The 12,926-nt window shown below is 67.3% G+C and carries 12 protein-coding genes, 1 pseudogene and 1 riboswitch; of the genes and pseudogenes, 8 read left to right on the top strand and 5 right to left on the bottom strand.

Going from position 1 to position 12,926, the window contains the following annotated elements:
- Positions 1–196: 196 nt before the first annotated feature.
- The 4 genes from AC1DWT_RS14950 to AC1DWT_RS14935 all read right to left on the bottom strand — a co-directional run bounded on the left by AC1DWT_RS14950 (position 197) and on the right by AC1DWT_RS14935 (position 4,273).
- The gene (locus tag AC1DWT_RS14950; protein ID WP_477921138.1) at positions 197–541 is read right to left on the bottom strand and encodes a hypothetical protein; all 345 of its coding nucleotides are present in this window, start codon (positions 539–541) and stop codon (positions 197–199) included.
- A 687-nt stretch (positions 542–1,228) separates the two neighbouring features.
- Positions 1,229–1,633 (bottom strand): hypothetical protein, encoded by a 405-nt coding sequence (locus tag AC1DWT_RS14945; protein ID WP_477921136.1) that lies wholly within the window; start codon positions 1,631–1,633, stop codon positions 1,229–1,231.
- 129 nt (positions 1,634–1,762) lie between these two features.
- A complete protein-coding gene (locus AC1DWT_RS14940; RefSeq protein ID WP_477921135.1) occupies positions 1,763–3,157 on the bottom strand; it encodes a fatty acid desaturase family protein in 1,395 nt (464 codons plus the stop codon).
- A gap of 18 nt (positions 3,158–3,175) precedes the next feature.
- On the bottom strand, positions 3,176–4,273 hold the full coding sequence (locus AC1DWT_RS14935; RefSeq protein WP_477921133.1) for a ferredoxin reductase: 1,098 nt from the start codon (positions 4,271–4,273) through the stop codon (positions 3,176–3,178).
- Between the two features lie 347 nt (positions 4,274–4,620).
- On the opposite strand from AC1DWT_RS14935, the gene AC1DWT_RS14930 reads away from it, so the two are divergent.
- From AC1DWT_RS14930 to AC1DWT_RS14920, 3 genes are read left to right on the top strand one after another with little or no spacing between them, the layout of a single operon-like run.
- The gene (locus tag AC1DWT_RS14930) at positions 4,621–4,833 is read left to right on the top strand and encodes a hypothetical protein (protein ID WP_477921132.1); all 213 of its coding nucleotides are present in this window, start codon (positions 4,621–4,623) and stop codon (positions 4,831–4,833) included.
- The gene (gene gvpJ, locus AC1DWT_RS14925) at positions 4,830–5,195 is read left to right on the top strand and encodes a gas vesicle protein GvpJ (protein ID WP_477921131.1); all 366 of its coding nucleotides are present in this window, start codon (positions 4,830–4,832) and stop codon (positions 5,193–5,195) included. Before AC1DWT_RS14930 ends, gvpJ begins: the two co-directional genes overlap by 4 nt.
- On the top strand, positions 5,192–5,992 hold the full coding sequence (locus AC1DWT_RS14920; protein WP_477921130.1) for a GvpL/GvpF family gas vesicle protein: 801 nt from the start codon (positions 5,192–5,194) through the stop codon (positions 5,990–5,992). The genes gvpJ and AC1DWT_RS14920 overlap by 4 nt, the downstream gene beginning before the upstream one ends.
- Positions 5,993–6,007: 15 nt before the next feature.
- Here the strand turns inward: AC1DWT_RS14920 and AC1DWT_RS14915 are convergent, their stop codons facing one another.
- Positions 6,008–6,829: a hypothetical protein gene (locus AC1DWT_RS14915; protein WP_477921128.1), complete on the bottom strand. Its 822-nt coding sequence runs from the start codon at positions 6,827–6,829 to the stop codon at positions 6,008–6,010.
- Between the two features lie 418 nt (positions 6,830–7,247).
- On the opposite strand from AC1DWT_RS14915, the gene AC1DWT_RS14910 reads away from it, so the two are divergent.
- The 5 genes and pseudogenes from AC1DWT_RS14910 to AC1DWT_RS14890 form a co-directional block, all read left to right on the top strand.
- Positions 7,248–9,677 carry a DUF4185 domain-containing protein gene (locus tag AC1DWT_RS14910; protein ID WP_477921126.1) on the top strand — a complete coding sequence of 810 codons (2,430 nt, stop codon included), beginning with the start codon at positions 7,248–7,250 and terminating at the stop codon, positions 9,675–9,677.
- 130 nt (positions 9,678–9,807) lie between these two features.
- Positions 9,808–10,560, top strand: coding sequence for a DUF4232 domain-containing protein (locus tag AC1DWT_RS14905; RefSeq protein ID WP_477921242.1), 753 nt, complete (start codon positions 9,808–9,810; stop codon positions 10,558–10,560).
- Positions 10,561–10,908: 348 nt separating this feature from the next.
- Positions 10,909–11,123, top strand: a riboswitch (cyclic di-AMP (ydaO/yuaA leader).
- Between the two features lie 8 nt (positions 11,124–11,131).
- On the top strand, positions 11,132–11,713 hold the full coding sequence (locus tag AC1DWT_RS14900; protein ID WP_477921124.1) for a transglycosylase family protein: 582 nt from the start codon (positions 11,132–11,134) through the stop codon (positions 11,711–11,713).
- Between the two features lie 597 nt (positions 11,714–12,310).
- Positions 12,311–12,769 (top strand): DUF6325 family protein, encoded by a 459-nt coding sequence (locus AC1DWT_RS14895; protein ID WP_477921123.1) that lies wholly within the window; start codon positions 12,311–12,313, stop codon positions 12,767–12,769.
- A 10-nt stretch (positions 12,770–12,779) separates the two neighbouring features.
- A pseudogene (locus AC1DWT_RS14890) lies at positions 12,780–12,926 on the top strand (SHOCT domain-containing protein); the annotation flags it as partial.

Genomic DNA, 12,926 nt, shown 5'->3' with positions numbered 1-12,926 from the left:
CCGAGCTGAGGCCGGAGAGCGGCTTGCCGGCCAGCCGGCCGAGGACGCGCAGTCTTGCCGGTTCGCCCCCGGAAGAGTCCCACGATCCGGGGCGGATTCAGGTCTCGATCCTGACGAACCGGCCTACGTCGAGGTAGGCCGGGGCAGGTTCGCATCCGACGAAGTCTCGGTCACCGAACATCACCGCACAGCTGGCTCAGCTGCTACCGAACATGTCGCCGAACGGGATGGATTGGCCGAACAGACCACCGAACGGATTCGATCCACCGAACAGACCACCGAACATGTCGCCGAACGGGATGGCTTCGCCGAACAGACCAAAACCGAACGGATTGAGTTCATTCTCGTCCTGCTGTTCGTCCTGGTCCTCGTCCCAGCCTCGGGGCTGCTGCCAGTCCCGATCGACCTGCACACTCCCCGACACCGGGGCGGCCGCAGCGGGTGTTGCCACCGCGGACATCGGAACGGCAGCAAGGGCTCCGAGGATGACGATCTTCGCCAGCAGACGCTGCGGGTCATTCTTCTTCGCTTGTTTCAGCACGGTCATACCTTCCGTGGCGCCGAAGAGATCAAGGTAAGGGGTCCACGTCCTCAACAGGCGAAGCCGTCTTCGAAAGGGGCGAAACCGACCAAGCTCAGTCGAGCTCGAATCCTGGTCGCTTCAGCGATTCTCTTTTTCGGGTGCGCCGCCGAGAAGCGACGCCACTTCCTACTACACGCTCAAAAATCTGCTCTTTCAACTCCGAATGCAGGTGTCCTGTGCCAGCGAATCGTCCTTGAAGCCGGCGCCTGGACCTGGGGTGAGGAATCTTGAGTGGCGAACTGGCCGTGGTCAACGCCCTTGTTGGACCGGGGGACCCGGAGGATTTCGCCATTGGATCTTGCTTGAACTGGCGTTCTCAGCGGTCAGTTATTCGGGCATCCTGATTAAACGCAGAGAGGCCGATCGAGCCAGGTGGGCGGCGCTCTTGACGAGAGCGCCCTGGCCGCCAGGGTCCCTCTAGCAGATGAGATGATCTCGAACCGAGCAAATTGCACTGGCGAGACGTGCCTGGATAAGCAAGATTCAGTGGCGAAAAGGAAGATCGGCTGTCACCGGACAGCAGGACAGCCGGGGGCAGGCTGCGCACCGACACCAGCATGGGGGTTCTCGCGGAACGTGTCATAGCGACAGCGCGCTGAACTGCCCAGTCTCACGATTGCTGAACCGCCCAGTCCTCAATTGGTGTCACTCCCGGATTCTCGCCAACTTGGGCGGGACCGAGGCCCTGTTGGGGTAGGGCGTGGCCGCGAGCCGCGCTACGTCTGCGGCAGCGAACCGACTGTGCGGGTGTCGAGGAGTTCGGTGACCGCGGCGTCGAGGATTCCGGTGAGCGAGTGCGCTGGGTTCCCACACGACTCCCGTGGCCCGGCGAAGGATCGGGGTCGTACCAGTCACGGCAATACCAGCCGGGGAGCAGTTGATCGTGGGCTTCGGCGTGGTCGCCTCGAGGATGTCGGTGAGCACCGCGAGGGCCGCTTCGTAGAAGCCCTCCTCGACGAGCACATCACTGGCAGTGGATGCGGTGTCGGTGATCACGGTGGCCAGGTGCCGCGACCACCGTGAAATGGTGTCCCCTCGAGCGACGGGCACGGTGAGGACCCTCTGCGGTGACCGGCGTCGTCGGAGGTCAGCTCCCGTCCGGTTTCGATGCAGTGCACGATCATCTCAGCGATGCCCCTGACCACCACCGGGCAGGCGCAGGCCTGGTCGGAAGGGGAATTAGTCCTGCCCGTGCGGGGGTGGTGAGCCTTGCACCTCTCCGGTGTCGTGTTCGGGGCCCGCGGCCGGGCCGCCGGCGGGAACGCGTTCCCGGAACCGCGCCGCCTCACTCGGCCCGGGTGTGCCGTGGTGGTCGAGTTCACCGTGGTACGGGCCCGGCTTCGGGCGTGCTGTTCCGCCGGGGAACGCGAGCCGCAGGATGGTCCGCTGCACCATGGCCCACTGCTTTATCAGCGGCCCGGAGTTATAGGGCAGCTCGTACCGTTCGCAGATCTCTCGCACCTGGGGCGCGATCTCGGCGTAGCGGGTACTGGGCATGTCCGGGTACAGGTGGTGTTCCACCTGGTATCCGAGGTTCCCGCTGATGATGTGGAACAGCGGGCTGCCCTCGATGTTCGCCGCGCCGACGAGTTGGCGCACGTACCAGCCACCTCGGGTCTCGTTCTTCACCTCGTCTTGACTGAACGTGTAGGTCTGGTCCGGGAAATGCCCGCAGAAGATGATCCCGTGCGCCCAGACGTTGCGGATGATGTTCGCGGTGGCGTCCGCCATCAGGGTGGACAGGAACGTGCGCTCGACTCCCGGGATGGTCCGATCAAGTGCGTCGGCGACGCCCGAGAGTCGCCCGGTCGAGCGCAAGGCCCGCAGCCGCCGCCCGAGGCGGGAGGATGTCGGTTGGCCGAGCCGGCCCCGGAAGGCGAGTTGGGCCAGGCCGAACGCGCCGGCACTGACCAACGGCCAGCCCAGATAATCCTTCACGATCTGTGCCCGCGCCTTGCCCGCGATGCCCTTGAGGTCCTCCCAGACCTCCGGCCAGGATTTTTCGCCGGCCCGCACGGCTTCGAGGTCCATGTCGTGCAGGGCGACCCCCCATTCGAAGAAGGCCATGAGCAGCACGTTGTAGAAGGGCTGCGCCAGGTAGACTGGGTGCCACTTCTGATGCGGGTCGATCCGCATGATCTCGTAACCCAGGTCCTTGTCCTTGCCGCGGATGTTGGTGAAGGTGTGATGGATGTAGTTGTGCGAGTGCTTCCAAGCCTTCGCGGTCGACGCGCTGTCCCAGTCCCACACCGAGGAATGGATGTCCGGGTCGTTCATCCAGTCCCACTGGCCGTGCATGACGTTGTGACCGATCTCCATGTTCTCCAGAATTTTCGCCATCCCCAGGCAGGCGGTGCCCGCCAGCCATGCGGGTTTCGAGGCCGACCCCAGCAACAGGACCCTGCCCGCCACCGCCAACTGCCGCTGGACGGCGATCACGTTCTTGATATAGCGGCGGTCACGCTCGCCGAGGTCCGCGTAGACCTCGGCGTGGATGGCATCGAACTCTTTGGCCAGCGCCTCGATGGTGTCCTCACTCAAGTGCGCGAGGGGGCTTTCGGTATCGATACTCACCTCGTGGTTCCCTTCGCTTCACAGCTCGATCTCGATGTCGCCTTCCGCGGTGTTGACGCAGGTCCGCACCACCTGGCCCGCGAGGTCCGCCACCTCACCGGTGCGGAGGTCGCGCAGTTGCCCCGACCGCAGGGTCCCGGTGCAGGTGTGACAGATCCCGATCCGGCATCCGTAGGGGAGTGTGGCTCCTGCTTCCTCTCCGGCTACCAGGATCGGTGTACCCCCATCGCAGTCGGTTTCAATCTCGCTTTCGGTGAAATGGATCCGTCCGCCCGAACCGGCGCCCGCGGATCCGCCGATGATCGGTTGGAAACGCTCGAGGTGCACCTTGTCGGGGTCGCCGTGCTTGTCCCAGTGCTCGACCATCGCGTCGAGCATGTCGCCGGGCCCGGAGAGGAACGCCTCACGCTCGCGCCAATCGGGGCACAGCGTGTCCAGATCGGCCGGTGTCATGCGGCCTTCCGTTTCGGTCAGCCGCACCTGGAGACGGAAGCCGTCGTGGCGGCGGTCCAGCTCGCGCAGCGTGGAGTCGAACATGATCTGGTCGGCGGTCCGGTCGGAATGCACGGCCACCACGTCGCGGAGGCGGCCGCGGTGGTCGAGATCGCGCATCATGCTCACGATCGGGGTGATGCCGCTGCCGGCGCTGACGAACAGCAGGCGCTCGGGCAGCGGTTCGGGCAGCGTGAACACGCCCTCGATCTCGCCGAGCCGCACGATGTCGCCGGGGGCCATTTCGCGGACCAGGTACGGGGAGACCGTGCCGGTGGGCACCGCCTTCGGGGTGACACTGATCAGCCCGTCGTTGGCGTGCGGGTCGGACGTCAACGAATACGCCCGCCAGTGGTAGACGCCGTCGATGATCACGCCGAGGCGCACGTACTGTCCGGCGCGGTGTCCCGACCATTCGTGACCGGGCCGGATCACCACCGTGGCCGCGGCCTCGCCGGCGGGTTCGATCCTCTCCACCCGTCCGCGCAGCTCCCTCGTGGTCCACAGCGGGTTGATCATCTCCAAATAGTCGTCCGGCCGCAACGGACTGAACAGGTGCCGGATCGCGCGCAGGAAGCGTTTCTGCGCCTTGGGAACCTTGGGACGCGCACCACGCTCCGCCATGGATCCACCGTAGAGGACCGCGCCTTCACCGACAGGCGAACCTCGCCCTCCCCGCCGTCCACATCAGCATCGGCGCCGACGGAACGCCGCGGGCTCCCTGTGTTCGGGCGGCGGCGCGGCCGGACCGTATCTGGGGAGCGACCGGTCGGCCCGTTTCGGCCCTCGATCGCACGTGCCGAATTTCCCAGTCACTTCAGGCTTTTGACCGATTGAAGGTTGGTCGTTGGGGGTAGTCCGGTTCGGGGTGGTTCGCACCGGCGCGTGCTGATCTCGGGTACGCGGGGCGGCCCGCTCCTGGGTGCCCGGCGTCGACCGATGATCGCCGATCCGGGTGAAGGGAGTCGACGATGATGACCCGATTGCAGGTCGCTGCAGCGGAGAAGGCACCTCCGCCGGACGACCGCTACGAAGACGACGAAGACGAGGGCGACGAGACGGCTGAGCAGGCCGAGGAACGGTCGGCGCGGCGACCGCCCCGCAGGCGCAGTGATGCGCCGCCCCGCAAGCGGAGCGTCCCGGCGAAAACCTCCGGGAGCCGGAAGCGCGGAGTCCAGCGATGACCACCGCAGGAGGCCCGAGTTCGAGCAGCCTGGCCGACGTCATCGACACCATCCTGGACAAGGGCCTGGTCATCGACGCCTACGTGCGGGTCTCACTGGTCGGCATCGAACTGCTCACCATCGACGCCCGCATCGTCGTCGCCAGCGTCGACACCTACCTGCGCTTCGCCGAGGCGGCGAACCGACTCGCGATCGGCAGCGAACCGAAGGGCCTGAGCGACCTCGTCTCCGACGTCAAGGGCAGCGGCAGCACGAAGTCCAAGACCAAGGGCGTCCTCGAGGGCGTCGGGGAGACGCTCGGTGAGCTGCTCAGCGGATCCGGCAGCGAACGCGAACCCGCACCCCACCGGAGGCGGAAATGACCTCAACAGACGACGCCGACGACGTCGACAGCGCTGGGGAAGAGGCTGCGACGGCGGCCGTGATCTACGTGTACGGCATCGTGCCCGCCGACGTGCAACCCGAAGACGATGCCACCGGCATCCACGACGCCCCGATCGAGATCGTCACCCACGGCGACATCGCGGCCGTGGTTAGCGAGATTGACCCGGATCAACGACTGGGCACCCCGGCGGATCTGCAGGCTCACGCCCGCATCCTCGATGGCACCTCGCAGGTCGCGCCGGTGCTGCCGCTGCGGTTCGGTGCCGTCGTGTCCGACCGTGACGCGGTGATCAACGAGTTACTCGCCGAACACGAGGACGAGTTCGCCGCCGCTCTCAATGAGCTCGAGGGCTTCGCCCAGTACCTGGTCAGGGGCCGCTACGTCGAGGAGGCCATCGTTCGGGAGATCGTCGACGAGAACCCGAAGGCCACCAGCCTGCTGAAGTCGATCCGCGACCAGCCCGAGGAGCTGTCCCGCGATGACCGGATGGCGTTGGGGGAGATCATCGGCCACACCCTCGAGGCCAAGCGGGACGCGGACACCGGCATCACTCTCGACGCGCTGTCACCGTTGACCGACACCGTCACCGTCCGCGAACCTACCCACGACGAGGACGCCGTCCAGATCGCGGTCCTGCTCGAGGTGGACCGGCAAGGCGAACTCGAGCAAACGGTCGGAGACCTGGCCGCGCGCTGGGACGACCGGGTCACCATGCGCCTCGTCGGCCCGATGGCGCCCTACGACTTCGTGGTGGCACCGAAGCCGGAGGGCTGACCGAGGGGTCCGCTGTCAGTCATCGTCCCGCTGCCCTCCATCCGGTGAAGGGTGTGATCGCGCTGGCGGTCGAGCCGGAGATAACGGGTAATGCCGTCGAACGACGCCTGCGGAAACTGCCGGGCCGGTGGCTGCCGCGGACACAGATTCGGGTCCATCCACGCCTGTCGGCGGTATCGGTGCGCGGCGTGGACCGGGCTGCGTGTCGCAATGCCCAGGGTCGGGCACTCCCCAGGTATGGAATCCAACGCAGGCCGCCACCCCACCAGCTCGTCGGCTGCAGCTCTCGGTGGCCGGTTGATACAACTGGCCGGTGACCGTGACACCGCCCGATTCTCGTGCGAGGTATCCCGGGTGTGCACCGAACCGCACCCCACCGACGGTAGGTCGGATTACGGCGGGGTGCTCGCGTGGGTGGTCGATGCGATCGTCGACGTAATCATCGCGCGCCTGGGCGCGGCAGGTCCGGGGGAGAGGTTCATTCTCGAGCTTCGTTTCACCGATGGGGGATACGTCGATGTCGAGGGCGTTCTCGATCTGTGCGGTCACAACGGTTGCGGGTGCCAGTCGGAGCAGGGCGGTGCGGGCGGGCTGGTCCATGCGTTCCCACAGGACGTGGTAACTGAGGTTCGGCGGAGCGGCCGGCACAGTGGCAGGGTGCCAGTAGGTGAAGGTGAACCGGCGGATCGAGGCGGTGCTGGTCGGATCGGTGGTGCGCAGTTCGAGGTTGCGCCACCCGCGGATGCCGCGGTCGTGCAGATCGGCGGCGGCGGTGTAGAGGGCTTCCTGGCGGGAACACGTGGTCGGCAGGTCCAGTAGTAACTGGCGCAGTCCCATGCGCTCACGATAGGACCTTCCCCGGAAACCAGCCACTGCGCCGGGGACGCGGGCGGGAACGATGGGTCGTCAGCTGACGTCGAACGGGTCGACCTCCACTGCACCGACCGGCGTGACCGGACCTCGTGCCTCCGCGGGCGTCGTGGACACGACATCGCCCCACAACGTCCGCGCTTTCCGCCGGTCGATGTCACTTTTCCCGGTCTGGTGACCTGTGGGGTTCCGGTGAGGGCCGACTACGGATTCCCCCATCCCGTCAGGATCGTCCGGCGCGGCCATCGCAAGGCGATTTGCCCCGGTTGGTCGCCTCATGTGTCGGTTCCGTGGAGCGGTGTCACTTTCCGGATTTCGTGTCAAATGGTGTGTCACTTTCCGGATTTCATGTCACGGTCCCGCACGATTGATGCGAGGAGGCGACATGTCATTCGTGAAGTCCCTGAACCCTTTGCCGCAGTTCGACATCGGCGGCACCGACCTGGGCATTCCGTTCCGCATGCCCAACGGTCAGATCGGCTTTCTCCTCGGCGACACGTTCGCCGGGACCCAGCCCCAGGTGGGGGGACCGAACTGGCGGTCCCCGATGCTGCTGCGCAGTGGCACCCACGATGTGACCGCACCGATCACCTTCGCATCGGCGGCCCGCAACGCCCGCCAGCTGTGGGACTACGTGCACGACAACCCGGAATACTCCACGATCCTGCCCTGCGACGCGATCACGATCGGCACCCGGATCTACCTGTGGGTCATGGTCACCCAGGGCCTCGGCAACGAGAAGTGGTGCGAAATCCGGTATTCCGACGACCTCGGGGAGAACTGGACCGACACCGGCGTCAAGTGGTCGACCACCGTCTACGGCGGCAAGCGCACCATGGTCACCTGGGAGAAGGGGGGCGACGGGTTCGTCTACATCCTCTCCACCGGCGGCCTGGCGCGGAACAAGAACGCGATCCTGCACCGGGTCCCGGAGGCGCGGATCGCCGACCCGGCCGCCTGGGTGCCGTGGGGCTGGAACGGCAGCTCCTGGGGTTGGGGTAACCCGCCGGGCGACGACCCGACCAAGGGCATCCTGCCGGACCGCACCAAGTTGGGTGAGATCTGCCTGCGCCGTATCCAGGGCAACCTGGTGTTCTCCGGGTTCGACGCCGGCGCCTACAACGCCTTCGTGAAGGTCGCGGCGAAACCGACCGACAACTGGCACACCGCCCCCACCTACCGTCCGGTGAAGGGCTCCTTCTTCGGTGCGGGTGGTCCCGATGTCGTCGACCGGCTCTACGGCTGCTACATCCACCCCGACAGCCGATTCGACCGGACCGGCGGATTCGCCATGATCGTCAGCCAGTGGGCGGCGGACGGCAACCCGTACCGGGCGATGCAATACCGCATCTCCGGCATCACACCGGTGGTGCCGGTCACCAGCACCCCCGTCACTGAAGGGACTACTCCGATGGCCTTCCGCTTCGTCCCCGTCGCCAACGGCAACAACATCATCTCCTCCGGTTTCCGCACCCCCGGGCGACCGGATCACAACGGCATCGACTTCGCCGCCCCGCTGGGTGAACCGATCTACGCCGTCGAGGAGGGGGTGGTGGTCCGCTCCGGACCGGCCTCCGGGTTCGGGAACTGGATCGTCATCGACCACCAGCCCACGGCCCACGTGGACACCGTCTACGGCCACATGCGGGCCGTGGACCTGCTCGTCTCGGAGGGCATGTTCGTCCGCGCCGGCCAGCAGATCGCCCGGGTCGGCGCCGAGGGCGACTCCACCGGCCCGCACCTGCACTTCGAGGTCTGGACCTCCCCCGGCCGGTTCGGGGGCGCCCCGATCGACCCGCAACCGCTGCTGGTCGGCGCCGCCAACCCACCCACCGGAACCATCGACCCGACCACCGGCACCTTCTACGGGGTCGACATCTCCAACCACCAGGGCAACTTCGACATCGCCGCCACCAAACGCGAAGGGTTCTCCTTCATGGCGGCCAAGTGCACCGAGGGCGACTTCTTCAAGGACTCCTTCTGGCCCCGCAACCGGGACCTGATGCAACAGCACTTCCCCGGGATGTTCTGCGGCTACCACTTCGCCCGCAACGGTGACCCGATCAACGCGCAGGTCGCCAACCTCAAAGCGCACCTCGGCGACCCCAGCATTCCGGTCATGCTCGACTACGAGGACCCCGACGCCCGTGGTAGCGGCGCCAACCTGCGCGCCCTTGTCGACGCCATCCACTCGGCCGGCCTGCGGGTGTGCGCCGTCTACCTGCCCCGCTGGTACTGGCAAGGTCACATGGGATCCCCGCCGCTGAACAATCTCCCCCCGCTGTGGAACTCGCACTACGTCACCGCGTCCGGGTACGCCTCGGTCATCTACCCCGGCAAAGGATTCGCCGGCTGGGCCAATTACACCCCCGGCGCCCCGGTCGAGATCCTCCAGTTCTCCGACCAGGGGCAGGTCGCCGGCCGGCTGGTCGACGTCAACGCCTACGAGGGCACCCTGGACGGCCTCCGGACCCTGTTCAGCGGTGCTCCCGGCGAACTGAGCGTCGACGACTGCGTGCTCGACTTCTGGCTGCAGCTCCTCGGCCCCGCCGGTGCCGGCTGGCCACAACTGAACAACCGGTCCGTCGTCGACGCGCTCGCCGAGATCGGCCTGCACCAAGGGGTTCCCGGGATGGTGCCACCCCCGGCCGGGGCGGCGCCCGCCCCGCTGCCCGCCGGCACCGCGGACCGGGCCCGCGACGTGTTCGATCAGATCCGCGGTCCGGACGGCCACGGCTGGAATCAGCTCGGGAACCGGTCGATCGTCGACGCCATCGCCGCACTCGCCCACCAGCTCGGGGTGCCCGGGTACTGAACACACACGGCGCACCCGACACCCACGCGAAGGGGGTACCGGGGTGCGCGGCGCCGGACAGGGCAGAAGCGGTGGGGCGCGGCCGACGGGACACGGAGCGAGAAGGGAAGCTCGTGTGCTCACGCACCCGATGGCGCCGCGACACCCCTCGCCACCGAAGACGGACCCCACCGGCGCTCGCTCCCCGTCCGACGCGAAGATTCGCCGGACGCGGGCGGGGCGGGCCTCGTGGAGGGGACCGACCCGGCGTACGGTCCACAGGGTGGCACGACAATCCGCGAGAGCTGCCTGGCTGCTCGCCGCGATCGTCATTGCGGGGGTCGGGTGTACCGCGCCCGACTCCGGTTCGACAACGACCGCCGCTGCGCCATCGGCTGACCAGCCGCACTCGGCGTCGGTGTCCCCACCAACCGCACCGGCGTCGTCGGTCGTACCCGATGTACCGCAACCCTGCCGGGCATCGGATGTGACTGCCACGGTGGGACAAAGTTCCAGCGCCGCCGGCAGTATCGGGTTTCCGATCATCTTTACCGCTGCGAGTGAACGAACCTGCGAGCTCGACGGGTTCCCCCGGGTCTCCTACGTCACCGGCCGGGACGGCGAACCCGTCGGTGCCTCCGCGGTACCCGAGGGGCAGCGGCCACCGGGACCGATCCGGGTGGGCGTCGCCGAGCCGGCGTCCGCACTGGTCGTGGCGGTGAACGTGCGCAACTACGACGAAGACCTCTGCGCTCCGGTGGCGGTAACCGGCCTGCGCGTCTACCTGCCGGGAGACGAAGTCCCCCTCCATCTCGAGCGCCCGGGTACCGCCTGCAGCCGACCCGAACCCGTCACCACCCAGCTCCGGGTGGGCCCGGTGGTACCGGGCACCACGGGCCAATGATCGTCGGGCGCCGATCCGCTCTCCGCACGTGCTCGCCGACCATCATCGGCCCCCGGTGCAACCTCTCTGCGGCGGGCGAGCGGCCCCTCGGCAAGGACATCGTCGACGCACCCACGTGAGCTTCCTCACATAACGTCGCGGTAACGGAAAGGCAACGGCTCGGCGATACCCGCGTGTCGTCGCCACTAGCTGGGAAGGGTCTCTGCGCGTCCAATGAGGTCCCGCGGCAGGCGAAGACACTCCGCGTTATCAAATGGTGACATTGCGGCCTCCGCCCGTTACGGTCGTCACCGGCCGAGGAAACATCGGCCACATCCGGCCCGCCGCGCCAAGCCTCGTCCCGCGGGTACCGGAGTCCCGACGAAGCATTCCAGGGACGAGGACGGGGGACCCAAAAGTCCTCCAGGGAACGCGAGTTCCCGGAAGGACACCGGTCCGAATGTGCCTCGCGCACTCGGATCTTGGGGTGAAGCCAGACCCTCTCCAGCCAGGAGCGGCGAGGCCGGGCGACCTCTCAGCCCGAACCCGACAGCTGACCTCGCAGGCGCGTGTGGAGAGGATCTCGACCACTATGAGCGGACGCCATCGCAAGCCCACCACCACCGGCCGCACCGTCGCCAAGGTCGCCGTCACAGGCGCCATCATGGGCGTCGCCGGAGCAGCCTTCTCGGGCACCGCGAACGCGGCACCCGACTCCGACTGGGACCGCCTCGCGCAGTGCGAGTCCGGCGGAAACTGGGGCATCAACACCGGAAACGGTTTCCAGGGTGGACTCCAGTTCTCCCCAAGCACCTGGAACGCACACGGTGGAACCCAGTACGCGGCCACCGCCAACCAGGCCACGCGTGAACAGCAGATCGTCGTCGCCGAGAAGGTCCTCGACTCCCAGGGCTGGGGCGCATGGCCGTCCTGCTCCTCGAGTCTCGGCCTGAGCAGCGCACCCACCCAGCGCAACGCCCCCGCCACCGTGCCCGAGGCCCCCGCGGCACCGGCACTCCCCGACCTCACCGGTGGCGTCCCCAGCACCAACGGCACCTCGCAGTACGCCGGCGTCGTCGACAGCGCGATCGAGGCCGCCAAGGCTCAGGGCATCGCGATCGATCCGCAGATCCTGCAGCTCATCGACGCCAACAAGGGACTGCTCCCGCAGTAATCCCCGGTACCTCACAGAAGAGGGGCCCTGCACCGATCCGGTGCAGGGCCCCTCTTCCGTCGTCGGGTCAGCGGTTGATCACGGTGTGCGGATGCGCATACGGCAGCGACTCCGCCGGTCGCCTGTCGACGCCGATGGATTCTTGGGCTGTCAGCCCGCGGATGAGCCTGGCGGTGGGGCCGACCTGGAAGGGTCACGCACTGTTGCTTCGAGCACGCCGGTCAGATTTTCGGTTTCCCTTGACCGAGGCCCCCGGGCGGTCGCGTCTCTATGTCGTTGCTGGACCTGACCGAGTCAGCCCTCCCACGCGTTCCCGCGGCATCTTCCGTTCCAGCTCGCCGTGCTCGACGAGCTGCAAAGTCAGAGGGAAGACTTGTCGGCGAAGGCATCGACACTGATGATCGTCAGTCCAGTGCTGGGCAAGGTGCCGGCCCTGGCGATGTATAGACGAACAACGCTCCCACTCTTGTTTTCCCACATGACCTGGGCTGTGGGTGGGAAACTGTGACGACTGGTCGGCGGCGTCCGATCGTCCCCGGCAGCAGAGGTTTCACCTGACGTTGCCTCGCTGCTGTCTTCAGAAAAGAGGTCAGGGCAGTGACCGACACCAATTTCGACGAGGTCGGGCCGATCGACTACCTGGTCGTGGAATTCCCCGCCGACCACCCGCCCGACGGCTCCGCTCTTCCCCTGCTACTCGACCTGGTCGAGCGGAACATCATCCGGGTGCTCGACCTGGTCTTCGTCCGGAAAAATGCCGACGGTTCGCTCGCCGGGATCGCCGTCGAGGATCTGGGTTTCACCGGCACCGTCGATGTGACACTGTTCGCCGAGGCATCGTCGGGCCTGATCGACCGCGACGACCTCGACCAGGCAGGCGCTGTCCTCGAACCGGGCTGCGCCGGAGCGATCCTCGTCTACGAGAACCGCTGGGCCGCACCGTTCGCCTGCGCGCTACGCCGGGAAGGCGCTCAACTCGTCGCCTCGGGACGGATACCCGTCCAGGGCATCCTGGCGGCGCTCGATGCTCTCGACGACCCACCTGAAAATTCATAAGGAGCACATCATGCCCGGACTTCTCCGCGGAATTGCCCGCACCGCCGTGGTCGCGGGAACCGCGACCACCGTGTCCAACCGGGTCTCGCGGCGGCAAGGCCGCCGCTGGGGCGCGGGCGAACCGCCGCAGCCGGCCGCGCCCGCGGCGGCGCCGCCG

The sequence above is a fragment of the Rhodococcus sp. P4_B6 genome, from assembly GCF_056402215.1.
This window is presented reverse-complemented; position numbering and strand designations above follow the sequence as displayed.

What these genes read in the sequence shown, in the direction of transcription:
- AC1DWT_RS14905 (WP_477921242.1), top strand. Translation starts at nt 9,808, where the DNA reads ATGGCGCCGCGACACCCCTCGCCACCGAAGACGGACCCCACCGGCGCT.
- AC1DWT_RS14910 (WP_477921126.1), top strand. Translation starts at nt 7,248, where the DNA reads ATGTCATTCGTGAAGTCCCTGAACCCTTTGCCGCAGTTCGACATCGGC.
- AC1DWT_RS14915 (WP_477921128.1), bottom strand. Translation starts at nt 6,829, where the DNA reads ATGGGACTGCGCCAGTTACTACTGGACCTGCCGACCACGTGTTCCCGC.
- AC1DWT_RS14920 (WP_477921130.1), top strand. Translation starts at nt 5,192, where the DNA reads ATGACCTCAACAGACGACGCCGACGACGTCGACAGCGCTGGGGAAGAG.
- AC1DWT_RS14935 (WP_477921133.1), bottom strand. Translation starts at nt 4,273, where the DNA reads ATGGCGGAGCGTGGTGCGCGTCCCAAGGTTCCCAAGGCGCAGAAACGC.
- AC1DWT_RS14930 (WP_477921132.1), top strand. Translation starts at nt 4,621, where the DNA reads ATGATGACCCGATTGCAGGTCGCTGCAGCGGAGAAGGCACCTCCGCCG.
- AC1DWT_RS14900 (WP_477921124.1), top strand. Translation starts at nt 11,132, where the DNA reads ATGAGCGGACGCCATCGCAAGCCCACCACCACCGGCCGCACCGTCGCC.
- gvpJ (WP_477921131.1), top strand. Translation starts at nt 4,830, where the DNA reads ATGACCACCGCAGGAGGCCCGAGTTCGAGCAGCCTGGCCGACGTCATC.